At 49.6% G+C, this 23,106-nt stretch carries 17 protein-coding genes; 2 read left to right on the forward strand and 15 right to left on the reverse strand.

Annotated features, from left to right (window positions below):
* Positions 1-185: 185 nt before the first annotated feature.
* From HRM2_RS21395 to HRM2_RS27875, 6 genes are all read right to left on the reverse strand, one after another.
* The gene (locus HRM2_RS21395; protein WP_015906128.1) at positions 186-1,178 is read right to left on the reverse strand and encodes an alpha/beta fold hydrolase; all 993 of its coding nucleotides are present in this window, start codon (positions 1,176-1,178) and stop codon (positions 186-188) included.
* An 80-nt stretch (positions 1,179-1,258) separates the two neighbouring features.
* Positions 1,259-1,711: a DUF302 domain-containing protein gene (locus tag HRM2_RS21400; protein ID WP_015906129.1), complete on the reverse strand. Its 453-nt coding sequence runs from the start codon at positions 1,709-1,711 to the stop codon at positions 1,259-1,261.
* A 259-nt stretch (positions 1,712-1,970) separates the two neighbouring features.
* Positions 1,971-3,221: an NAD(P)/FAD-dependent oxidoreductase gene (locus tag HRM2_RS21405; RefSeq protein ID WP_232364104.1), complete on the reverse strand. Its 1,251-nt coding sequence runs from the start codon at positions 3,219-3,221 to the stop codon at positions 1,971-1,973.
* 1 nt (position 3,222) lies between these two features.
* Complete coding sequence (locus HRM2_RS21410; protein WP_015906131.1) at positions 3,223-3,729, reverse strand: 4Fe-4S dicluster domain-containing protein; 507 nt, start codon at positions 3,727-3,729, stop codon at positions 3,223-3,225.
* A 35-nt stretch (positions 3,730-3,764) separates the two neighbouring features.
* The gene (cooS, locus tag HRM2_RS21415) at positions 3,765-5,645 is read right to left on the reverse strand and encodes an anaerobic carbon-monoxide dehydrogenase catalytic subunit (protein WP_015906132.1); all 1,881 of its coding nucleotides are present in this window, start codon (positions 5,643-5,645) and stop codon (positions 3,765-3,767) included.
* A 55-nt stretch (positions 5,646-5,700) separates the two neighbouring features.
* The gene (locus HRM2_RS27875) at positions 5,701-5,967 is read right to left on the reverse strand and encodes a hypothetical protein (protein ID WP_041273420.1); all 267 of its coding nucleotides are present in this window, start codon (positions 5,965-5,967) and stop codon (positions 5,701-5,703) included.
* Between the two features lie 133 nt (positions 5,968-6,100).
* Between HRM2_RS27875 and HRM2_RS21425 the strand changes: the two genes are divergently transcribed.
* Together HRM2_RS21425 and HRM2_RS21430 are read left to right on the forward strand one after the other, a co-directional pair.
* Positions 6,101-7,255: a double-cubane-cluster-containing anaerobic reductase gene (locus tag HRM2_RS21425; RefSeq protein WP_015906133.1), complete on the forward strand. Its 1,155-nt coding sequence runs from the start codon at positions 6,101-6,103 to the stop codon at positions 7,253-7,255.
* 80 nt (positions 7,256-7,335) lie between these two features.
* Positions 7,336-8,106 carry an acyl-CoA dehydratase activase gene (locus tag HRM2_RS21430; protein WP_015906134.1) on the forward strand — a complete coding sequence of 257 codons (771 nt, stop codon included), beginning with the start codon at positions 7,336-7,338 and terminating at the stop codon, positions 8,104-8,106.
* 21 nt (positions 8,107-8,127) lie between these two features.
* On the opposite strand, the gene HRM2_RS21435 is transcribed toward HRM2_RS21430, so the two are convergent.
* From HRM2_RS21435 to HRM2_RS21475, 9 genes are all read right to left on the reverse strand, one after another.
* Positions 8,128-10,476 carry an SLC13 family permease gene (locus tag HRM2_RS21435; RefSeq protein ID WP_015906135.1) on the reverse strand — a complete coding sequence of 783 codons (2,349 nt, stop codon included), beginning with the start codon at positions 10,474-10,476 and terminating at the stop codon, positions 8,128-8,130.
* Between the two features lie 179 nt (positions 10,477-10,655).
* Entirely contained in the window at positions 10,656-11,750 is a 1,095-nt protein-coding gene (locus tag HRM2_RS21440) for a hypothetical protein (RefSeq protein ID WP_015906136.1), read from the reverse strand.
* A 211-nt stretch (positions 11,751-11,961) separates the two neighbouring features.
* On the reverse strand, positions 11,962-12,606 hold the full coding sequence (gene leuD / locus HRM2_RS21445) for a 3-isopropylmalate dehydratase small subunit (protein WP_015906137.1): 645 nt from the start codon (positions 12,604-12,606) through the stop codon (positions 11,962-11,964).
* Positions 12,607-12,648: 42 nt separating this feature from the next.
* On the reverse strand, positions 12,649-14,058 hold the full coding sequence (gene leuC / locus HRM2_RS21450) for a 3-isopropylmalate dehydratase large subunit (protein ID WP_015906138.1): 1,410 nt from the start codon (positions 14,056-14,058) through the stop codon (positions 12,649-12,651).
* Positions 14,059-14,129: 71 nt separating this feature from the next.
* Positions 14,130-15,218 (reverse strand): chorismate synthase, encoded by a 1,089-nt coding sequence (gene aroC / locus HRM2_RS21455; RefSeq protein WP_015906139.1) that lies wholly within the window; start codon positions 15,216-15,218, stop codon positions 14,130-14,132.
* Positions 15,219-15,956: 738 nt separating this feature from the next.
* Positions 15,957-16,451: an ATP-binding protein gene (locus tag HRM2_RS21460; RefSeq protein WP_015906140.1), complete on the reverse strand. Its 495-nt coding sequence runs from the start codon at positions 16,449-16,451 to the stop codon at positions 15,957-15,959.
* Positions 16,405-16,749, reverse strand: coding sequence for an STAS domain-containing protein (locus HRM2_RS21465; RefSeq protein WP_015906141.1), 345 nt, complete (start codon positions 16,747-16,749; stop codon positions 16,405-16,407). Before HRM2_RS21465 ends, HRM2_RS21460 begins: the two co-directional genes overlap by 47 nt.
* Before the next feature lie 77 nt (positions 16,750-16,826).
* Complete coding sequence (locus HRM2_RS21470) at positions 16,827-19,286, reverse strand: glycogen/starch/alpha-glucan phosphorylase (protein WP_015906142.1); 2,460 nt, start codon at positions 19,284-19,286, stop codon at positions 16,827-16,829.
* Entirely contained in the window at positions 19,283-23,101 is a 3,819-nt protein-coding gene (locus tag HRM2_RS21475) for a PocR ligand-binding domain-containing protein (RefSeq protein WP_015906143.1), read from the reverse strand. The genes HRM2_RS21470 and HRM2_RS21475 overlap by 4 nt, the downstream gene beginning before the upstream one ends.
* Between the last annotated feature and the right edge of the window lie 5 nt (positions 23,102-23,106).

The following is a 23,106-nucleotide window of genomic DNA, read 5'->3' on the forward strand; positions in this document are numbered from 1 at the left end:
ATGTTAAAAAGTTACTCATTAAAACGGATTCAGGGGAGTGACTTATCGCATCAACGCCTCAAAAGAGGCCGTACAATCCTGGTAAATTTTATTCAAGCTGAAATCCTGCGCCATATTGGTGGACTTGTTTACATCTGAGCCACCAACATGAGTGGTCGGCTCCAGCAGATCAGCAGACAGGTTCATTATGCATCAATCGCCTGATAAAAAGCTTTAATAAAAACGTCATAGTTTTCATACTGCGGCATATGGCCTAGTCCATCCAATTCAATGAGTATTGAACCTTTAATCATATTTTTAGCATTTTTTCCGAGTGTTTTATATTCTCCTAACTTTCTCGTCACACCTTTTTTTAACCAGCCTCTACCAGGTCCAGTTTTATCTCTGGTACCAATGATCAAAAAAGTTTCACTTTGAATTTGTGAAAATTTATCCACCATATTCTCTGAAAAAATGGGGCCATAAGTTAACGCATTATTCCAAGCAACAATTTTCCAATCTTCCCCAGCAAGCATTCCGTCTAAAGGGATTAAAAGCTTCTCATATTCGCTTGACCATTTTCCATCATAATAATTCTTTTTTTGATAGTTTCTAGCATTATCGAGTGTTTTGGCAAGCTCTCTTTCATAAAAGAAGTTAATGTCTTTGAATTCTACATACCTTCCATAGTCTTCTAAACCAAGAGGGTTAATCAAAATCAGTTTATTAACCAGTTCAGGATAATTCACAGCAAAAGTGGTTGCCAACATCCCCCCCATGGAGTGGCCTACAAGATCAAATTTTTTAATATTTAAATTATCCAACAAGGATTTGGTATTTAACGCTAACTGCCCAAAGCTATATTGGTAGGACTCTGGCTTTGAGGATTTACCAAAGCCAATTTGATCAGGCATTATCACCCTGTATTTCCTCTTTAAAAGATCTTTTGCAACTCTTTCCCAATAGTAGCCTGAAAAATTCTTACCATGTATTAAAACAATTACTTTTTGTGCATCCCTGTCTCCAATATCCATATATCGCATTCTCAAATCTTGATTTTGAGAATTAAACTTAAATGTGTTGACTTCAAATGGGTAATTAAATCCATCCAACTCTTTATTATACTTAATGGTATCCCCAGCAAATGCTGGTGAAATCACAGCAAAAGCCAAAATCAAAATCAAAAGATACTTTTTCATATCAACCTCCTCTTATAAATTATTGAACCAAGAGAACAACGACAATCAGCGGCGTAGTTGTTGCGTTTTATTCGACGGTTTTATTTCGTTGATGCTGATTCGGCTATACTCGCCAGTACCTTTTCTATTTTTGAGATGACATCTTCGCAACCGACAATATTATGTCTTCGTACTAAATAGCTTGGATCGTTATACGATATCCAGACCTTAGCTTTATCATCTTCCCAAATTAAAGCTTTTTGGGGTAAGTCAATGGCAACACTTTGCTGACATCGCATAAGAGGGCTTCCCACCTTTGGATTCCCGAATATTATTAATTCTGTATCACGCAGTTCTATACCGACTTTACCAGCACCTTCAGAATGCTTTATTCGATTGAAAACAGTCATTCCTTTCTTTATCAAGATGCTTTCCATTCGATCCGCGGTTTCTTTTACACTAAAGGTGCTTTGTACATCAACCACTCCATCTGCTGCCTCTACAGGAATGACAATGGATAACATCAACAATACTGTGAAAATTAAATTTTTCATTGTTTTCTCCTTTTGTGGATCTAATAAAAAAACAAATCTCCTGTTTGACGAACATATTCACATATGGTCTCCACAACAGGCCTGAATAAAGCGATACGCTAGCATCTGCGTGAAAGACATAAAATCATCACTCCGAAAACAAGCCGTTTTCATTGGTTAAAATCAGATAAGGTGCCTACCGGTTGCCGCCGATCTAACCGATCTGATAATCACCCGATCCTCCGATCGGACAGGCCGGATATTAACCGGCCCGCATCGCCTATTTTATAAAATGTCCCCAATGAAGGTTATGGCCGATTATATGGTGCTTAAATTTTTCCACAAGCTTTTTTCCCTGGATCACGTGGCGGTAAAGCCCGGCATTGGAGATATCACCAATAAGAACCATTCCAATGAGATGGCGTCCATCAGAGCTGAAAACCATTTTTCTAAAAGAACCTTGGCCCCCGGACCTGAATATTTCACAATCCAGATCCTTTGTATGCACCAGCCCCATGGAAACAAAAGGCATGTTTGCAATCTGGGTTGCATTTAAAATACCAAAGGTTCCGGCATAGGCGGTTGGCAGCCCTGCCATATTCAATCCGGCACAGCGTCCCATCTCTACAGCATTGGTCCAAAGGGCTGTCATAACCGGCTTTCCAGATACAGGGTCGTGGGTAACGGCTACATCTCCTGCTGCAAAAGTGTCTGACTGACTGCAGGCCGTATGGATGTCTGCAACAATCCCCTTTTCCAGTTTGATTTTGCTGTTTTCAAGGAATTCAACATTGGGCCGCACCCCCTTGCCGATACAGACCATCTGGCAGGAAATTTTGGTATGATCATCCAGGACAATCCCTCTAACCCCGCTGTTGTCTGACTCAATTTCGACGGCAGCAGTCCCGGTCCTTATTTCAAGACCGGCATCATCCAAAGCATTGCGTATCAATACAGCATCTTCAGCATCCATAAGTTGTGACAGGACCTGGGGAGAATACACCACAAGTGTAACCTTTATTCCCCTCTCAAGGAGGGCAAAGGCAGCCTTGAGGTTAAGCAATCCACCGCCCAATAGGACAGCGTGTTGCGTCTGAGCCGCCCTTGCGTTCATCTTTCTTGCATGGGCGAGTGTCCTCAAGGCAAACACGCCGTTTGATTCGGTTCCCTTGATATCCGGCGGAATAAAGGGACGACTGCCTGTGGCAAACAGGATTTTTCCGTAATTAAAAACCTGATTATTTTCCAAGAATACCCTATGTGAATCCGTATCCACAGAAACGACCCGGCTGTCTGTTTTAACAAAGATATCTTTCCCCACATAGGGTCCACATCCTTCCATTGCCATGTCCTGTGATTTTTTTTTCCCAGAGACGACAAAGGGGATCATGGGCCTGAAGTAGGGTTTATCTGTTTCATCCGTTAGTACGGTTACAGGCGCCATGGGGTCATGGCTTCTGATGGTATGTGCCGCAGCCATTCCGGCGGCACTGCCTCCGACGATTAAATATTGGGTGGCATTCCGGTCCACATCATTCTCCTTCGGCCCTGGCAAACTCTTGTGAGGCCTGTTTTCGAATAGATTTGGAATACTCAGGAACGGTTTCATAAATCAGAGCACCTGTAGGGCAGGCACTTACACAGGCCGGGATTTCACGGTCCGGGCACCGATCGCATCGATACGCCTTGCCGGTGTCCATATTACGCCCGATCACTCCGTAGGGGCATACCATCACACAGGTCCAGCAACCAATACACTTATCTGCATTGGTGACAACGATATTGTCTTCATTTCTGGTAATCGCACCACTGATACAGGCGTGCATGCAGGGGGCATCCTCGCATTGCCTGCACACAAGCGGAATTTTTCTATCCGGCGCAGCCCATTCTACATATAGTCTTGATTTTGGGGCCCTAGCCTCCGCAATAGCACCAAAGAGTGTTTTGCTCTGGGAGTGCTCTACTGCGCAGGCTAGCATGCAGGACATGCATCCAACACACCGATCTGTTTTTACGAATATTTCTTTGGGTTGTGGCATAATCGTCTCCTTTCCCAAGTTGCGACTCTTTGAAGTTATATTCCCAGGGCCTGGCGTTTGGCGTCCATGTGGGCAATCATGAGATGGGCACCTTTTACAGGATCCGTCTCCACTGCAAAAGCGGCTCCCACCACATCATTGGCTATTTTGGTAAGAATTTCCGTAACAAAAGGACTGCCCAGTACCTGGGGAACGGTTCCCAGAACGGTAAAAATACCGGAAGAGACGACATAGGCACCAATACTGACTGCCTTTTCACTCATCCATTCTGGTGCGGCGCCCGCAACCGGCAGATCACTTATATCGACGCCAAGGGCATTGGCAACAGCAGCGCAGACGGTCAAAATCCTGCTGATATCCACGCAGGAACCCATGTGAAGTACAGGTGGAAGCCCGAGTGCCTTGCAAACACCCTTGAGCCCGTCCCCGGCTTGATCGGCTGCTTCAGGCAGCATCAATCCTGCTTTTGCACAGGCAATGGCATTGCAGCCGGTGGAAACGATCAAAACATTATTTTTGATCAGTTCCTCCACCAGGGCAACGTGGCCGTGATCATGTTTTATCTTTGGATTGTTGCAGCCCACTATTCCCGCAATACCCTTAATCGCACCGGACTTGATCGCGTCCAGCAAAGGATCAAGGGTGCCGCCCAAAGCCTTTACAATGGCCTCGGTGCTGAAACCCACCATGCAGTCTGTTTTGTCTTCCGGGATAAATACCTTGTCCGGGTTCCGCATGGCATAATTGTCCACAGCCGCTTCAACAATTTCCATTGCAATGTCAAAGCCTTTTTCTTCATTGAATTCCATGTGGACGGCTCCCGGGAACTTTGCTTTGGGAGAGGTGGAGATAAATTTGGTATGGAAACATTCACACAGGTCCCCCAAAGCCGGCATGATGCACTGGACATCAACAATCATGGCTTCCACCGCACCGGTGATGACGGCCAGTTCCTGCTGGAGAAAATTTCCGGCAATGGGTATGCCGTGGCGCATGCTGATCTCATTACCGGTACAGCACATGCCCACCACATTGATCCCCTCGGCCCCTGCTGCCCTGGCCTTGTCCAAAAGTCTGGGATCCCGGGCTGCGGCAACTATCATTTCAGACAATACGGGTTCATGGCCATGGGCAATGATATTGACTTCATCTTTTTTCAAAACGCCAAGGTTGGCCTGTGACCGGACAGGTTCCGGAGTACCGAAAAGCACATCTGATATTTCAGTTGCAATGCATGAGCCCCCCCAGCCGTCTGCAATGGAGGCTTTGAGTCCCTGAAGAATCAAATTGACCGGATCATTATCAACACCAATATGGGTGCGGTGCATTATCTCCACGATCTCACGATCAATTCCCCTGGGGTCAATGCCGGCTTTTTTCCATAGTGCCACCCTTCTTTCCGGGGCCCTGCGGCTGAACTGTACAAAGCCCTCCTGCTTGCCAAATTCAGCATAGACACTGTGGGCAAGATCAAGGGCAATGTCCTCTTTGGAACGGCCGTTTGTCTTAATGCCATACTCTTTGGCCAATGCGGCAAGTTTGACTTCGTCTTTAATTTCATACCCGCCACTTTTTCCCTGGGCCGTAAGAAGAAGGGTGTGGGCAAGATCCCTGCCGTGATCTGAATGTGCTGCCGCACCTCCGGCGATCATGCGGATAAGATTTCTGGCCACAATAATGTCTGCGGTTGCGCCACAGACACCTTTTTTAGGTCCGGTGTCTTCAAAAGGACTTATCCTGCAGGGTCCCATGTTACAAATTCGGCAACACAGCCCCAGTTCTCCAAAACCACATTGGGGAAGCATTTTTTCGTATCGATCCCAGGCAGTCTCCAGCCCCTGCTTTTCTGCAAATTCCAGCATCTGCTGCGTTGCCGGATCAACACTTTTGCTCAATATCTTTTCTGAATAAGACATAATATTAACACCTCCAGCTTTAATCATTGAAATTAATGAGGTCTTCCTTTAAATTTTATGGTCCTGTGAATTCAGGGATGAACTTCGATTTCGTCATGCCAAACCTGAAACATATTATTTTGATATTTATCAGCCGCGCAATCCTAAAGCAAGCGCAGATTACAAGTATGGGGAGAACCATTTTCAGAGGCTGTCCATCCTGGTGGTCCAATATCTTTATTCTTGTGGAGACGTACCCATCCTGGGCAAAGGCCTGACCCGGGTGGCCAGACATTATCATGGAAACCGTCATGCCAAGGAATGGGACCAATGTCTCTTCCATTCTTTTATAGCTATTTTCAATCCATTCCCCTCTCTGTTACTCATATTTTGAATTTGATTCTCCACGGTATTCCGACTACTGATAGGCAGGTTTAATTTTAAAAAAAGATTCATCCTGTAAGGAGAACCGTGTTGTGAATATTGAACCATTAATGAATGACGGGTTTGATGGTGAACCTGCCAGAAGAGTATTACGTTACATGGAGGGTCATAAGGAAAAGGGACACCCCATTGTCGGCATCTATTGCGGGTATGCGCCCATTGAACTGATTTATGCCATGGGCATCGTTCCCACTGTTTTATGCGCCTTTTCCAAGGCACCCATTCCCAGCGCTGAGGCCATTCTTCCTGCCAATCTCTGCCCCCTTATTAAATCCAGCTATGGATTTATCCTGGAGGGAACCTGCCCGTTTTTTTCCATGTCCAGTGCAATAATCGCAGAAACCACCTGTGATGGGAAAAAGAAAATGTTTGAATTGGCAGCCCAGGTAAAACCTTTGCACGTCATGGATCTTCCCCAGCTTCCAGATGAAGTGGAAGCCCTGGATAATTGGACGGTGATGATTCGAAAACTCCAGGGATTTCTGGAAAAAACCTACCATACAAAGGCCACGGATCAAACAATTGAAACGGCCATTCAAAAGACCAACCGCAAGAACAGCATGATGAGAAAATTCTATGATTATGCCGCAATCCATCCACCCGTCATCAATTGGCAGGAGATGTATGATGTGGGTTTTCTCGCTTTACCCTCCACTGGAGATGAAATGATCCCCCTCTTGGAAACCCTGTTGGAGAAATTAGACAAACGAGTGGAACAGGGAGTGCACTATGGATCACCGGAATCTCCCCGGGTACTTGTGACCGGTTGTCCCGTGGGGGGCGATGCCCTTAAAATATTTAAAATCATCGAAGCCGCAGGCGGATTGGTGGTGGTACCGGATGCTTGCACCGGTATCAAGGCCTTCATGGGAAAAATCGAAGAAAACACTCCGGATCCTGTCCGGGCAATTGCCCAGCGCTACCTTGAAATTCCCTGTGCCTGCATGACACCCAATGATCGCCGGTTGTCGTCACTTTCTGAAATGATTGAAAAATTTAAACCCGATGCCGTGGTTGATTTTGTGCTGACTGCTTGCCATTCCTATAATGTGGAAGCCTATAAGGTCGGCGAATATGTGGGAGAAAGGCATGGATTACCATACTTAAAGATAGAGTCTGATTATTCGGACAATGATGAGGGGCAGATTCGAACCAAGATTGAAGCCTTGTTTGAAATTTTGGGGTAAAAACCTGTTTCAATACGATTCAGGCATGGAAAGAATAGAATGAATAAAATAATTAACTATAATAAAGATATGGTAAAATAATGAAAGTATATGCAGGAATTGATATCGGATCCAGAACTATTGAGTTAGTCGTGGTGGATATTCAGGGGAATATCATGGATTTTATTCAAACAGATACCGGGTTTGATCCCATTACCGAAGCCTCCCGGATTCTTGCGGGGGTTCCCCACGATCAGATCATGGCCACGGGATATGGGAGGGGACTCTTTGAGACGGCCTTTGATGATGCCCAAACCATTACAGAAATAAAGGCCCATGCAAGGGGAGTGGTTTCAATCTTCCCCGGGGCAACCACCATTTTAGATATTGGTGGCCAGGACTCCAAGGCTATTGCCCTCAACAATGGGGGTCGGGTTAAGAAATTTGAAATGAATGACCGCTGTGCCGCAGGTACGGGCAAATTTTTAGAAATCATGGCCAAAAATCTGGGATTTTCCATTGACGAGTTTGGAGTGGCAGCCCTTGATGCAAAAAATGATTTGAGTATCAACAGCATGTGCACGGTTTTTGCCGAATCCGAGGTCACCTCACTGATCGCCAAAGGAGCTGACCGCAAAGAAATTGCCAGGGGACTGCATTTGAGCGTGGTCAAGCGGGCCGCCGGCATGATCAACCGGGTCTCATCCCTGGGACCCATTGTTTTCTCAGGTGGGGTGGCAAACAATCCCTGCATCAAGGCATTGATTTCTCAAAAATTAGGCAGACAGGTCCTGGTTCCAGAGATGCCCCAGAGGATGGGGGCTTTGGGGGCTGCTTTGATTCTGGCAGAAAAAGCTTCTGAATCGGATTAGTCAGAGCCCAGACTTCATCTCCTAATACGCCGGCCAGAAAATAGGGAGCAGCCACACCGAGACCGCAAAAACAACGGCCGTAAGGGGAACACCTACCTTGACATAATCCATGAAACGATATCCACCAGGTCCCATGACAAGCATATGGGCGGGATGGGATAGCGGACTTGCAAAGCTTGCTGAAGCTGCAATGGCCACCGTCATCATCAACAATTGGGGGGAAATTCCAAGGGTGGATGCAGCACTCAGCGCCACCGGGGCCATGAGCACTACCAGGGCCGCAGTGGGAATCACCTGGGTTCCGACCACGGTGACAAAAAAGATAGTGCCAACCACCCAGCGGGGTCCAAGGTCACCCACCATGGTGATTAAAACCTCAGCCCCCATCTGGGCCGCTCCCGTATTCTGGATCGCTACCCCCAAAGGCAGCATGGTGGCAATAAGGAAAATAACCTTCCACTCAATGGCCTGATACGCTTCTTGCATGTTCAACGCGCCGGAAAGAACCATGAGGGCCGATCCGGCAACGGCCGCAATGGCGATGGGGACCAGACCAAGAATGGCGCTCAGGATCACCGCCACCATGATGACGGCGGCAAACCCCGCCTTTTCCAGGCGGGGGGCCTGCACAGCCGCCGTATCGAGTACGAGAAAGTCAGGATCCCGGGCCACGGCCTGTAACTTTTTGCGCTGTCCGTAGACCAGAAGGGCATCCCCGAACTTAAGGGGCATGTCCTGCAAACTGGTACGAAAGGCTTTACCCTTACGCCAGATTGCAAGAACGCTGATTCCATAGTGCTCCCGAAATAAAAGGTCCGCCAGGGTTCGGCCCGTAAGGGTCGTTCTGGGCGAAAGCAGCACTTCGGTCACCCCTACCTGCTGGGACTCCAGTTCAGCAAGCAGGCTGGCAGATTTTTCAGCAATCTTGAGTTCCTGAAGGCCCTGGAGAATTTCAAGGTCCCGTGGAGCCCCCTGCATGACCAGCAGATCCCCCGCCTGTATTTTTTCATTGGGCAACGGCATGCAGATCAGCGCCCCGCCACGGAGAATTCCTGCCACAGTGAGTCCAAAAACATTCCCCAGGCGGCTTTCAAGCAGACTGTGCTCCGCCATCACCGAGCCCGGAGGAATGCGTACGGACAACAATTTGGCACGGCCATAGGTCAAGCGATCCACCTCATCCCGGGAGACAAACTCCAATTCGGTCACAAAATCCTTTTGAACCAACGCTTCCAGGGCTTTTTTTTCGCCCTGGAGCAGCAAACGATCCCCCGCAACAAAGCAATGCTGCCGGGCATCCCGGATGACTTTGCCTTCCGGGTCGTGCAGGGTCAACACATGGACCTGGTGCAGGCGCCGTAATTCGCTTTCGACCAGCGTCGCGCCCAAAAGGGGGGAGTTCTCAGACACACGGCAATTGGCCATGGTCATTTGCTGAAAAACCATCTCTTGAGCCGGATCAAAGGATTCTATCTGAAGATGCTGACTACCATCGAATCGTTGAACAATTTCAGCTTGGCCGTGCATGATAAGTTCGTCATCCAGTTGCAGAATTTCCGTGGGGGGCGGGGCAAGGATCAGCACACCTTTGCGTTGCAGCGCCACCACGGTGACAAAAAAGGCCGAACCCAAACGGCTCTCGGCCAGGGTACGGCCGGCCAGGGTCGATCCAGGCCGAATCCGGGTGGTGAAAAGATGCCTGTCAAGCCCATAGGGATCTGCATCTGGAAGGCGGCTGTTATCGGAGTCCTTTTCAGGCCCCGCAGGCAGCAAAAAACGTCCAATCGTAACCACAAAGAAAATACCGGCCACTACAGTTACCGTCGTAATGGGCGTAAAATCAAAAATTTTAAATGTTTTAAGGCCGGCGCTGTGCAGGATATCGGTGGCAATGATATTGGGAGCGGTGGAAATCCCTGTAAACGGCCCACCAAGCAGGCACCCGAGGGAAAAGGGCATCAAGAGCCGTGCGGGCGGCCGACCGCTTCGCCGGGCCAGATCCATGGCCGTCGGCAAAAGAATCGCAGCAACTGTCGTGGTATTGATAAGGGCCGAAAGAATACTTGCCGTGACCATCAAGACCACCATGAGCAACACTTCGCTTCCCTTGGCAAAACGCTGGAGTGGCTGCCCGATTTGATGGGCAATGCCGGTGCGATTCAGCCCTGCAGAGATGATGAACATTGCCCATACTGTGACCACCGCCGGGCTGCTGAATCCTGCCAGAGCCTCTTCCGGGCTGAGGAACCCAAACAGCGCCAGGGCCGAGAGCACGAGCAGCCCGACAAGATCCACGGACAACCACCCTCCGATGAAGACGATGAGGGCCATGCCGACAATTATCAGCAGCAGAATTACCTGAACAGTCATGAAACAAACCCTTTCAACCTTTCTGCGTACAATAAAGTAAGCGTTTTACCTATAAGTTTTAGGTAAAACGCAGTTTTTAGGTTTCCTGGAGATTTTAGCAGGATAGAGCATGGAACAGGAACCTTTATTCGTATCCCCCAAATTCATCCGAATTCCGAATTCTCACAGGGAAAAAAGAATCAAGAAGGATCAGCCGCTGCAGCAATAAGTTTAGCGGTGGTCTGCAATCTTGAAAAATCGCAATCCACAGGAACACGATCTGCAATACCAATGATCATTCTGTTGTCCTGTCTGACATGGGCGATGGCCTCCTGTATGGATTCCATCAATTCGGATTCCGTGTGTGTTGAAATCATCAGATCCTGGGGAATGCCCCCCCACAAGGTGAAATCCGGACCCGATACCTTGCGGGCTTCTTTAAGGGTGGCATTGCTCTGGGGGGGACCAGAAACCCCCTGAACACCGTCCACACCGGCCTGCGCAAGCAGAGGGAAAAGATGTTTGCCAGGTCCGCCCACGTGAACCATCAATTTTTTGCCATGGTTGTGAAACATCGCTGCCGTTTTCTCATAACTTTCTTGAAGATGGCCCTTGAAGATGGGCGGCGAGATATACTGACCATCCAGATTGTCCGCAGCAAGCGCTATATCCCCGGGCAGCCCGGCAATTTCTTCCAGGATGGCCAACCGTTTTTCTTCCATTAATACCATCATTTCGGTCAAAGGGGCTTTTCCCTGACCCATGAGCAACATCAGACCGTCACTCCACCCCAGAAAATTGTGAAGCAGGTCGGCATAGGGTTGCATGGGTAGTTCCAGAACGATCACATGGTTTTTCACTTCTTCCCGGGACAGGGTTGAGATAATATCTGGGTCCAGTTTATACTGCCTGCTCTGGACCACGGTGCGGGCGGCACTCAGATCATCCATACCCTTAATGGGATATTCTACCTGCCACCAGTCCCCGTCAGGTCCTAGCTCCCATCGTTCGGTTAGCTCCCGTTCCGGTGTTTTATAACAGATCACCTTTTCATTGTCAGATTTCTCTTCAATAATATCAACTCCCAGGTTATCCATTCGCCAGGGACGAAGTGGATTCCAGACGGGACACCCAAGTACCTGGGCGATTTCAACCATAGTGTGATTTTTATATTTCCCGGGTAGAGTTTTCCGGTCCCTGTGCCATTTATACCACAGGGTCAGATCCGGCATAAAAACCGGGTCACTCAATTGACCGGGCTGAAAACGTGAAAGAATATTTTGTTTTTGATTCATGGAATTTATCATACCTGATTTAAATTTTAAAAAAAAGACCCTCAAAATAAAAATTTAAGGGACACGGATCGTAAATTTCTCCTCCCCAAAACGTTTTCCAGCTATCGCTTTATTCATTACAAAAACGATCTTAGGAAATATTGTAAAACAGCTTAAAATCAAATCCAACCTGGAATAACACCCCCCAAGAATGGCGTTATTTTCAAGAGGATCAATCACGTCCATCCATCCAGGTTGGGCGCCTGGCCTCAAAAGCAGCGATATCAGCCTCATGCTTCAAGGAGAGAGCGATCTCATCCAGACCGTTGATAAGCTGCTCCCTGACGCCTTCCTCAATCTGAAAAGGATATGTCGCAGGTATCCTGCCGTGAATTGTTAACTGCTGAACCGTTAAATCAACGGTGGCCTGTAACCCTGGTTGGGAGGCGGTTTGTTCAAAAATTGCGTCTATGATCGTTTCGGACAGTTCGATGCACAACATTCCGTTTTTGGTGGTGTTGGAAAGAAAAATATCCGCAAAGGCGGGTAATCGTTTCTCACCGATTTCCTTCCATGGAGCAATGATCACCCGATATCCATCCTGAACCAAGGCCCATACCGCATGTTCCCGGCTGGACCCGCATCCAAAATTGTTGCGGGTCACTAAAATTGAACGGCCTTCAAAACGGGGGTGGTTGAGCTCGAAATTGGGATCTGGTCTGCCGTCTGCCGTATAGCGCCAGTCATAAAAAGCACTGGGGCCGTAGCCTGTCCGCTTAATGGACTTCAAAAATTGTTTTGGAATAATTGCATCGGTATCCACATTGGAACGATTAAGGGTGGCAATGACGCCGGTATGGGTTGTAAAGGGTTTCATATAGAGCCTCGTATTCTGTGCATGGTTCAAATAAGATATAATTTAAGCATCCAGCCATTTGCGAACATCCACAAATCTACCAGCCACAGCAGCGGCAGCGGCCATTTCAGGACTTACCAGATGCGTCCGTCCGTTTTTACCCTGCCGACCTTCAAAGTTGCGATTGGAGGTGGATGCGCAGCGTTGCAAGGGCTTGAGTTGATCGGGGTTCATGCCCAGGCACATGCTGCAGCCGGCATGGCGCCATTGTGCACCGGCAGCCTTAAATATTTCATCCAGCCCTTCAGCTTCAGCCTGTCTGCGAACTTGTGTGGAACCGGGCACTACTATCAGTTCTGTATTTTCAGCTTTTTTCCGACCATCCAATACGCCAGCCGCCACCCGCAGGTCTTCAATCCGTGAATTGGTACAGCTGCCGATAAAAACCACATCCACTTCAACATCCGTCATTCGCATGCCAGGTGTCAGGCCCATGTAACCCAGGGCATTTTCAACATCACCAGGACTATAACCTTTTGTTTTGTCGGGCTCAGGGATGGCCTGATCGATATCCATCACCATGCCGGGATTGGTACCCCAGGTTACCTGTGGTTTGAGCTGGCTGCAATCAATGGTGATTGACTGATCAAAAGTAGCCCCTTCGTCGCTGGGCAGGGTTTTCCAATAGGCCAGAGCCTTTTCCAACGCTTTACCCCGGGGTGCAAAGGCACGGTCATGACCAATGATATATTCAAAGGTGGTGTCATCCGGTGCCACCATACCTGCCCTGGCACCGCCTTCTATGCTCATATTACAGATGGACATCCGGGATTCCATTGAAAGGCTGCGAATGGTTTCTCCACAAAACTCGAGTACATGACCGGCACCGCCTGCCGTACCAATTGTGCCGATCAACTTGAGGATCATATCCTTGGAAAATACATGTTGGCCAAGCGGCCCTCTGAACTCCACCTTAAACGTTTTTGGTTTGTGCTGCACCAGTGTCTGGGTTACCAATACATGTTCCACCTCAGAGGTACCAATGCCAAAAGCCAGAGCGCCGAAGGCCCCGTGGGTTGATGTGTGGGAATCGCCGCAGACGATTGTCAGTCCGGGCAGGGTAATGCCAAGCTCAGGTCCGATGACATGCACAATCCCCTGACGGTCATGACCCAGATCATACAATTGGATGCCAAAGTCCTTACAGTTTGAACGCATGGCTTCCACCTGGGCTCTGGAAACCGGATCTTTGATATCCATGCGGTTCTCTGTGGTCGGAACGTTATGGTCCATGGTTGCAAAACAAAGCTCTGGATGCCTTATCTTGAGACCCTTCAGACGTAATCCTTCAAAAGCCTGGGGACTGGTTACCTCGTGCACAAGGTGGCGGTCGATATAGATTAAAGAAGTCCCATCTGCTAGCTCTTTTACCACATGCGTATTCCAGATCTTTTCAAATAATGTTTTTCCCATGGCTATTGTCACCGTATGTTAAGGTTGAAATTGTATCCTGGACTGCAATCAAAGCTTTCATTTAAAACACACTAATTCCAATACCGCCCTGCCCGGTGCTGAAGGAGGCAATCTGCAATAACAAGGGCTGCCATGCTTTCCACAATGGGGACCGCCCGTGCCACCACGCAGGGATCATGGCGCCCCTTTGCCTCAAGAACAGCAGGGTTTCCATTAAAGTCCACAGTCTGTTGGGGCAGCCCGATGGTTGCCGGCGGCTTAAAGGCGACCCGGAAAACAATGGGCTCCCCATTGGAAATCCCACCTTGGATACCACCGCTGAAATTAGTTCGGGTGCCCAGCAGATCTCCCTTTAAGACAAAGGGATCGTTATGATTCGATCCTTTCATCCTGGCTCCTGCAAAGCCGGATCCGATATCAAACCCCTTGGTGGCCGGGATAGAGAGCATGGCCCTGGCCAACATGGCTTCAAGCTTATCAAAAACGGGCTCTCCAAGCCCTGGGGGAACATTCCTGCACACACAGCTGACAATGCCACCCACGGAATCCTTTTCATTTTTGGCCTGGATGATTATTTTTTCCATGGACGCGGCAACATCAGGATCTGAACAACGGATAATGTTCTGGTCCACTTTTTTTCTATTAATGGTGAGCAGGTCGGGGGTTTTGGCGTCCAGGTCTGCCACAGAGCTGACCCAGGCGACAATCTCAACTCCGGGGCCGGTCAGTAAAAATTTTTCAGCGATGGCTCCACCGCAGATCCGTCCGATGGTTTCCCTAGCCGAGGATCGGCCACCGCCACTTGACGCCCGGATGCCGTATTTCATCTGGTAGGTATAGTCTGCATGGGAGGGTCGCGGGATATCCACCATATCGGCATAATCGCCGGGTCGCTGGTCCTGGTTTGGAACAAAGAGAGATATGGGGGTGCCTAAGGTTTTTCCAAGTTCTGTTCCAGACTGGATGGTGACCTGGTCTTTTTCATTTCGCTCCGTTGCCACATTACTCTGACCCGGTCTTCTACGATCCAACTGGGTCTGGATATCTGATTCATTCAGATCCATACCCGAAGGGCATCCGTCAACAATGGCGCCAACCCCCTTGCAATGTGATTCACCAAAGGTTGATACCCTGAACAATTTTCCAAAGGTACTTGCCATCTGTTTCTCCTGATATGTTAGATTTTCTTTAATTTGATCCTCCCCAAAAAACTGGAGGTTGAGTCAACATAACGAAACTATAGAAAAAATCCCGGCTCGATTTTTTGTCGTATTTTTATTTAACAGTTGATATTACCCGGACCTTTTCGACAGCTTCAACGCCCAGATTAAGCTGCTGGTCCCAAGGCCAGTCAGTCTTATTTGGTATCACGTTCCATGGGGAGTTTACAAGTTTTTACTAGGAGGTCCACCACACATGACGACATGGCATTTCAACCTTTTGGCTTACGGCCTATCTGCTCGCGGTCTTTCCCTTAAAAAACCGCCAAAAACTTGCTATCCGGCAGTCCTACCTTCCGGAGTGGGCGTCCCACCCGCTGAATTATACGACCCTGCCCAGCCGCACAATCAAGGACTTAATAACAATGATTTGTTGAAATGAGTTGTCTTTAAAAGTGCAACAATGCAAGCCTGACCCATGTAAACAGCCAATCCCAAAGTTGAGAAATTATACAGTAGCTGACCGAGAACCCGTGTTTGCGAGGCTCGAAAAGGAGCTATACTCACAAAATTGCCCATATGCAAGGCGCAAAAATTTCTGAAACCGGAGCGTACTATTGTCCGTGAGGATTTCAAAAATTTGTAGCAACGCCGCAGATGGGTGAGTTTTCGTTCAAACACTATCTACATAAGCGGTATAAACTGCTATCTTTACACCATAATGTTCAACTGGCCTGCTTATGCAGATTTTTCCGGTTTTTTCAAATATTTGATCAGGTTCAAAATGTTTTGTCCGCTGATGGTTTCATAATGGACCTCGTCCATCAGGGAGTTCAGGATATAGACCCCCATCCCTCGCTCGGGAAGGGTTTCAACCTTCAGAGGATCGAAGCAGAAGGGCTTGACCTTTGCCGGATTCATGCTTTCTCCGCTGTCGCAGATTTTGAAGGTCAGCCGGTCCGGATAAAGCAGGACATCTACTTCCACTGAATGCCCTGCCTGGCAATGGTAGGCGTGTTTTATAGCGTTGTTCACCGCTTCCACGACACATAGTTCTAATTGGTAACGGGTCGTGCTGTCCATGGACAGGATGTCGGCGATGCCACGCACGGCCCCCCCTACCAAAGAAACATTCTCAAGCCTGCTGTCAATGATCAGCCGAATCATGCCCACCGCTTTCATCGTTTTATACCTTTCCAGAAAGCGCCTCAAGGGCTTCATTCTCTGAGGCATAGATATCAAATACCCGATTCATGCGGGTCAGACGAAAAAGGCTCATGACGCTTTCCTTTACGACACAGATTACGAGACGGCCGTCATTGCCGATCTTTTTGAACCCCGAAATAATGGCGCCAAGGCCACTGCTGTCGATAAAGTCCACTTCGGAGAGGTTGAGCACAATCCGCCGATTTCCCGAATCGATCCAATCGCCCATCTTTTGTTTGAATTCCGCCGCCGTTGAAGCGTCGATTCTTTTTTCCAGCGGTCTCACAATCAGAACATCCTTTATATTTTTATGCTTCAGCTGCATGATTTCCTTCCTAAAATCTATTTTTCCAGATAGTTGTTGGACTCAATTTTGACAAGCCCACATTGAGAATTTTCCCTTCATAACGATCCGTTCAGGACCTTCTTATTCCAGATGAGGTGGTTATAATCGGAAATGGCCCGGTCGCTGGAAAATTTCCCGGACCGGGCCACATTCAGGATCGTTTTTTTTGTCCAATTGGCCGAGTCCCGGTATTCCGCTTCTATTTGATCCTGCACCTGGAGATAGGGGGAAAAATCCATCAGGTGGAAATAGGGATCCTCATTATTCATCATCCGATGGTAAATCCATTGAAAGAGCCCCTGTTCGTCAGGGCTAAAGATATTATCACGAAAGGCGTCCAAGACCGTTCGTATTTCCGGAAAGCGATGATAATACTCCCTAGAGCGGTAGGTATTCTTTTTGATCATGTCGGCAATCTCTTCCGCCTTTAATCCGAAAATAAAAATATTGTCCACACCCGCTTCTTCGAGCATTTCAACATTGGCGCCGTCCAGTGTTCCCACGGTCAAGGCACCATTAAGCATGAATTTCATGTTTCCTGTTCCAGACGCCTCTTGGCCAGCCATGGAAATCTGTTCACTCAAATCCGCTGCCGGAATGATCTTTTCCGCAAGAGAGACACTGTAATCCGGCAGAAAAACGACCTTCATGGCATCCTTGATCCGTCTGTCCTGATTAATGACCTGCCCGACATTGTGAATCAGCTTGATCATCTGTTTGGCCACCCAGTATCCGGGTGCGGCCTTGCCGGCAAAAATAAAAGTCTTGGCAACCGTGGGCGTCTTTTCTCCCCTGACGATCTGCAGATATTCATGGATGATATGCATGATTTTCAGGAGCTGGCGTTTGTATTCATGAATTCGTTTGACGTGAATGTCGAAGAGGCTGTCGGGATCGATGGAAAGCCAGAGGGTGTCGGAGATGATTTTCGACAATGCTTGTTTGTTTGCCCGCTTGATGCCACTAAATTCATCCATGAAAATCGCCTGATCGGCATAGGGCTCCAACAGTCGAAGCTGGCTGAGATCGGTAATCCATGCATCTGAGATGGTGTCGGTGATCAGTCTTGCCAGTCGGGGATTAGCTTCGAGAAGCCAGCGCCTCTGGGTGATGCCGTTGGTGATATTGACAAATCTCTCCGGCCAGAGGGCGTAAAAGTCTGAAAAATTATCCTGTTTTAAAATATCCGTGTGGAGTGCGGAGACACCGTTGACGGAATGGGACCCCACCAGGGCCAGGTGGGCCATCCGGACCATCTTGGTCTCCCCCTCCTGGATAAGAGACACGCGCCGGAGAAGATCAACGTCACCGGGATGGCGACCTGCAACCTTTTCGAGAAATCGATGGTTGATCTCATGGATAATCTGAAGATGGCGGGGAATGACGCGTTCAAGGAGAGCCACGGGCCATTTTTCCAGGGCTTCAGCCAGCACCGTGTGGTTGGTATAGGCCAGGGTCTGTTGGGTGATCTCCCAGGCACGCTCCCATGGCAGCGCATATTCATCCACGAGAAGCCGCATCAGTTCCGCCACGGCCAGGGAGGGATGGGTGTCGTTCATCTGGATGGCGGCCTGGTCAGGGAACCGGTCAAAATTTTCGTTGTTTTTCAGATAACGCCGAATGATGTCCTTGAGGGCGCAGGCCACGAGAAAATATTCCTGCACCAGGCGAAGTTCCTTGCCTGACTTGATGGTATCAAGGGGATAAAGCATCTTGGTAATTGTTTCGGAAGCAACCTTCTGCTCCACCGCCCGGAAGTAATCACCCTCATTGAAGATCTGGATGTCAAAGTCCGCAGAAGAACCCGCACCGTAGAGCCGCAACCAGTTCACCGTTTTCCCCCCGTATCCGGCAACGGGAATATCAAAGGGAATCCCCACGATGAGCTTCCAGTCGAGCCACATGGGATTGTACCCCCCATCACGGTCCTGGAAATGTTCGATCCGTCCGTAGATGGGAATGATGCATTTTTCATCGGTCCGCTTGATCTCCCAGGGGTTGAGGTCCGCCAGCCAGTTGTCCGGCTTTTCCCGCTGATAGCCGTTGTCGATCTCCTGTTTGAATAGGCCGTATTCATAGTGGATACCGTAGCCGAAACCGGCAATGTCCAGCGTTGCCATGGAATCGAGGAAACAGGCCGCCAGGCGGCCGAGCCCGCCGTTTCCAAGACCGGGGTCGTTCTCCTGCTCCCGCACCTCTTCGATGTCGATGCCTGCCTCTGTCAAGAGTTCACGGCAGGCGTCGAACATCCCGAGATTGTGAAGGGTATTGCCCAGCAGCCTGCCGATTAAAAATTCCAAAGACAGGTAATAGACCCGCTTGGTCTGGGATGCCTGGTATCGCCGCTCCGTCTGTAAAATCTTTTCCGCCATTCGGTCCCGCAGGGAAAAGGCCGTGGACAAAAAGAGGTCACGGTTCTCCCTTGACAGCGGTTCCTTGCACAGAGAGCAGCGGAGATGGTAGTCTATGGATGCTTTCAAATCGGATTTCGAAATTTTGTTAACGGTTGGTTTCATTTCCCCTCATTTTTTCCCAGATCATTTTCCAGATCATCGGCCAGGCCGAGGATCCCTTCAAAATCAAAGTCATCATTCATTCGTCTTATCCTGCCAAGATAGGGGGCAAAGTCCTTTGACCGGTCAGCCATCTCTTCGGAAATTTTCGTCAGTGCCGACACATCGCCCATTTCGGCGGCCTCCCGCAGGTGTATGGCGGCCTCCCTGGCCAGGTCCGGAGCCAGTTGGTGCACCGCTTCAGGGGCAGGTTCAGGGACGGAGTCCTCCGTCGATGACGACAGCTGTCGGACGGATCCCAGGGCCTCTTCCATCCGACTTTCCAAGGTGGCAAAGGCCATGGCAAGGGCATCCGCCGGGGGGGGATTCTGGGAGTCCCCATGCTTGACCAGTTGGTCCAGGGCCGTAGCCGCAGCATACAGCTGGGATGCCGAGAGGTTGCCGGCGAGCCCCTTGATTTCGTGGACCAGTTTGTGGGCGTTGGGGTAGTCCCCGGCATCCAGAGCTTGCCGGATCTCATTGGACCGCTGGGCGTACCTGTCACCAAAGCTGATCAACAGCTTGCGATACAAGGCCTGATTTCCTTGAAGACGTCCCAGGCCGGAAGAAAGATCAAACCCATCCATAAGCGCTGGAAACGGCTTCTCCTCCGGGGATGCCGGGACGACAGCGCCGCTATTTCCGGGAACGGGCTGCTGCGTCGTCTCCGCCTTGGATCCTGCCTCACCCCCGGGTGTGGCGGCTGAGATCCACTCCGCCAGGGTTGAGTAGAGTACCTCCGGATCAATGGGCTTGGTGATATGAGCGTTCATGCCGGCATGGCGGCTTTTATCCGGATCATCGGCCATGGCATGGGCCGTCATGGCGATGATGGGCAGGTCCTTGAACCGCACATCCTGGCGGATGGTCCGGGTTGCGGTATAACCGTCCATCACCGGCATCTGCAGATCCATCAGCACAGCGTCAAAGTGATTCATCCCCACTGCGTCAACGGCTTCCCGGCCGTTGGCGGCCAGGGAGACGGTAACTCCCCCTGCGGCAAGGATTTCCATGGCAACTTCCTGGTTGATCTCATTGTCTTCAACCAGCAGCACCCGGGCGCCTTCAAGGCTCTTGAGCAGATCTGAGGCCTGTTTCTTCTCCTCCTCTGCCGGCGGCGGCATCTCCTTGCCGCCCTCTTTGGCCAGCGCGTTCATGATGGTATCGAACATCACCGAGGCGTTGATGGGCTTGATTAAAAAACCGTCCAGCCCGGCCGCCTCGGCCCGCCACATAATCTCTTCCCGGGCGTACGCGCTGACCAGGATAACGAGTGGAATCCGGGTCAACCCTGTATTCTTCTTGATTCGTTTCGAAGCCTCGATGCCGTCGATACCCGGCAGCTTCCAGTCCATCACCACGATGTCGTAGGGGCGTCCCCCGACAGACTTTCCAATCTCCTCCAGCCCCTCTTCGCCGGACGCCGCCAGGGTAACGTCAAAAGAGAAACATTCCAGCATACTCTGGAAAATTTCCCGGGAAGTTGCATTGTCGTCCACCACCAGCGCTTTAAGGCCTCTCAACTCCGGCGGGGGTATGTAGCAGGCCTCTCTGGATTCCCGCACTGTCCTTAAAACCGCAGTAAAATAGAACGTGCTGCCTTTCCCGTAAATGCTTTCCACCCAGATCTTGCCGCCCATCATCTTCACCAGACGCTGACAGATGGATAGCCCCAGCCCGCTGCCGCCGTACCGGCGGGTGATGGAGGTATCCGCCTGGCTAAAGGCCGTGAAAAGCTGGACCATGTGCTCCTCGGTAAGGCCGATGCCCGTATCCCGCACGGAGAACTGGAGAACTATAACATGATTTCCCTGGCTGACAACTTTGGTGGAGACCACTATTTCTCCGCTTTCGGTGAACTTGATGGAATTGTTGGCCAGGTTAACCAGGATCTGGCTCAGCCGCAGGGGATCTCCCACCAGCTGGCGGGGCACGTCGGCTCCGGTGTCGAAAAGGACTTCGATTCCCTCTTTTTCCCGGAGTTTGACCGCTATCATGGTGGAAAGATTCTCCAGGACTTCATCCAGGTTAAAGTCAATGGACTCCATTCCCATTTTGCCAGCCTCGATTTTTGAGAAATCGAGAATATCGTTGATGACCCCGAGAAGAGAGTTGGCGGAAATCTGAATCTTGTGGAGATAGTCCCTCTGCTTCGGCGTAAGATCCGTCTGGAGGGCCAGATGGGTCATTCCCATAACGGCGTTCATGGGCGTGCGGATTTCGTGGCTCATGTTGGCCAGAAAATCGCTTTTGGCCCGGGTGGCCGCCTCTGCCTTATCCCGGGCGACGATGAGTTCCTCCTCCATTTTTTTGCGGTGGGTGATGTCCGAGACCATGGCAAAGGACCCTGTTTTTACACCGTTTTTATCGTAAAGGGGGGTGGCATGGAACTCGCAGATCACCTTTGAACCGTCAGGACGGTTGAGGGCAATCTCATAGACGCTCGTTTGGCCGGTGTTTCTGAGCCGAAGCTGTTCGTTCAAGATCGCTATATTTTCCTCGTCCAGAAATTCGAAAAGCGCCCTTCCCAAAAGATCCTCCCGGGCCCTGCTGGAAATTTTGCACATGGTGTCATTGACGGACACGATGTGCGCCCCATTGTTTACCCACAAAAACCCTTCATTGGTCGTCATCAGAATGCTTTTAAGATGGTATTCGCTCTCCCGAAGGGCATCTTCGACTTTCTTGCGGGCAGAGATGTCACGGAAGACAACTACGGAGCCAATGATGGTTTTGTCTTTACGCTGGGGCACGCTTGTGTAGGAAGTATAGAAAAATGAACCGTCCTTGCGCCAGAAGACCTCGTCCCTGCGAAAGCTAGTGATCCCCTTAGTGTGGGCCCAATAAATCGGACAGTCCTCGCGAAGGTGTGGCGATCCATCATCATTTGAATGGTGAAACAGGTCATGTATGTTTTCATCGACAAGTTCTTTGATCTCGTATCCGAGCATCTTCTGTGCAGCTTCATTGGCATAGGTGCATAGACCTTCAGTATCTGTAACAAAAATACCTTCTGCCACCGATTGCAGGATAAGGTGGTTGTATTCCTCGGATTCCCTGAGCCTTTCCGTTCGATCCTCCACCAGGTTTTCAAGATGTTCCTTGTAGCGCGTCAACTCCTTTTGGGTTCTCTCGGCATCTTCAGCCTGAACTCTGGCGATCTGCTCGGCTTTTATAGCTTTAATCCGCTCGATGCCCAAACTGGCAACAATGTTAGCAAAACCTGTCAGAAAAACTATAATGGTGAGGAGTTTTTCCTGGGAAATGATCGGAACCTCATCAAGGGCAACCAGGTAATCCGCCACATTGAAATTGAATTTCCGGGCCTGCTGTTTGAAATAATTCTTGTCTGGCGCTTTAGTGAAGAACTGCCCTACAAAAAAATTGGCAACACGCCGGCCTTCAATGATGATAGGCGAAGCAGCGTCGGTCAGGCCGTTTTTGCAGTGGTAAATCGAAAATGGCTTCCCATCTTCCAGGTTTGCAGCAAGTTTCGTGTCGCTCTCTACACAGCGCATACACGTCCGCTCATCAATACGATGAAACTCGGTGCAGATCCGCTGCCAGTGTACGGACGTCAGGACATTTCCCTCCAGGTCGATGATGGCAGAGGAGATCCCCATTACATTACAGAAATCTTCAAGAACAGGTTCCAGCTGGTCAATATCGATCACTTCCGTCAAGGAAAACCCTTCGCTCTCAAAAGCCGCCTGGTCATTTTTGGCATGAGAATGTTCCGCCTTCGTCTTGACCGCGTTGGTATCTCCGTTTTCTTTCAAGGCGT

The sequence above is a fragment of the Desulforapulum autotrophicum HRM2 genome (genome assembly GCF_000020365.1).
Taxonomy (GTDB): Bacteria; Desulfobacterota; Desulfobacteria; order Desulfobacterales; family Desulfobacteraceae; genus Desulforapulum; species Desulforapulum autotrophicum.

What these genes read in the sequence shown, in the direction of transcription:
- HRM2_RS21395 (WP_015906128.1), bottom strand. Translation starts at nt 1,178, where the DNA reads ATGAAAAAGTATCTTTTGATTTTGATTTTGGCTTTTGCTGTGATTTCA.
- HRM2_RS21400 (WP_015906129.1), bottom strand. Translation starts at nt 1,711, where the DNA reads ATGAAAAATTTAATTTTCACAGTATTGTTGATGTTATCCATTGTCATT.
- HRM2_RS21410 (WP_015906131.1), bottom strand. Translation starts at nt 3,729, where the DNA reads ATGCCACAACCCAAAGAAATATTCGTAAAAACAGATCGGTGTGTTGGA.
- cooS (WP_015906132.1), bottom strand. Translation starts at nt 5,645, where the DNA reads ATGTCTTATTCAGAAAAGATATTGAGCAAAAGTGTTGATCCGGCAACG.
- HRM2_RS27875 (WP_041273420.1), bottom strand. Translation starts at nt 5,967, where the DNA reads ATGGAAGAGACATTGGTCCCATTCCTTGGCATGACGGTTTCCATGATA.
- HRM2_RS21430 (WP_015906134.1), top strand. Translation starts at nt 7,336, where the DNA reads ATGAAAGTATATGCAGGAATTGATATCGGATCCAGAACTATTGAGTTA.
- HRM2_RS21435 (WP_015906135.1), bottom strand. Translation starts at nt 10,476, where the DNA reads ATGACTGTTCAGGTAATTCTGCTGCTGATAATTGTCGGCATGGCCCTC.
- HRM2_RS21440 (WP_015906136.1), bottom strand. Translation starts at nt 11,750, where the DNA reads ATGAATCAAAAACAAAATATTCTTTCACGTTTTCAGCCCGGTCAATTG.
- leuD (WP_015906137.1), bottom strand. Translation starts at nt 12,606, where the DNA reads ATGAAACCCTTTACAACCCATACCGGCGTCATTGCCACCCTTAATCGT.
- leuC (WP_015906138.1), bottom strand. Translation starts at nt 14,058, where the DNA reads ATGGGAAAAACATTATTTGAAAAGATCTGGAATACGCATGTGGTAAAA.
- aroC (WP_015906139.1), bottom strand. Translation starts at nt 15,218, where the DNA reads ATGGCAAGTACCTTTGGAAAATTGTTCAGGGTATCAACCTTTGGTGAA.
- HRM2_RS21460 (WP_015906140.1), bottom strand. Translation starts at nt 16,451, where the DNA reads ATGCCTCAGAGAATGAAGCCCTTGAGGCGCTTTCTGGAAAGGTATAAA.
- HRM2_RS21465 (WP_015906141.1), bottom strand. Translation starts at nt 16,749, where the DNA reads ATGCAGCTGAAGCATAAAAATATAAAGGATGTTCTGATTGTGAGACCG.
- HRM2_RS21470 (WP_015906142.1), bottom strand. Translation starts at nt 19,286, where the DNA reads ATGAAACCAACCGTTAACAAAATTTCGAAATCCGATTTGAAAGCATCC.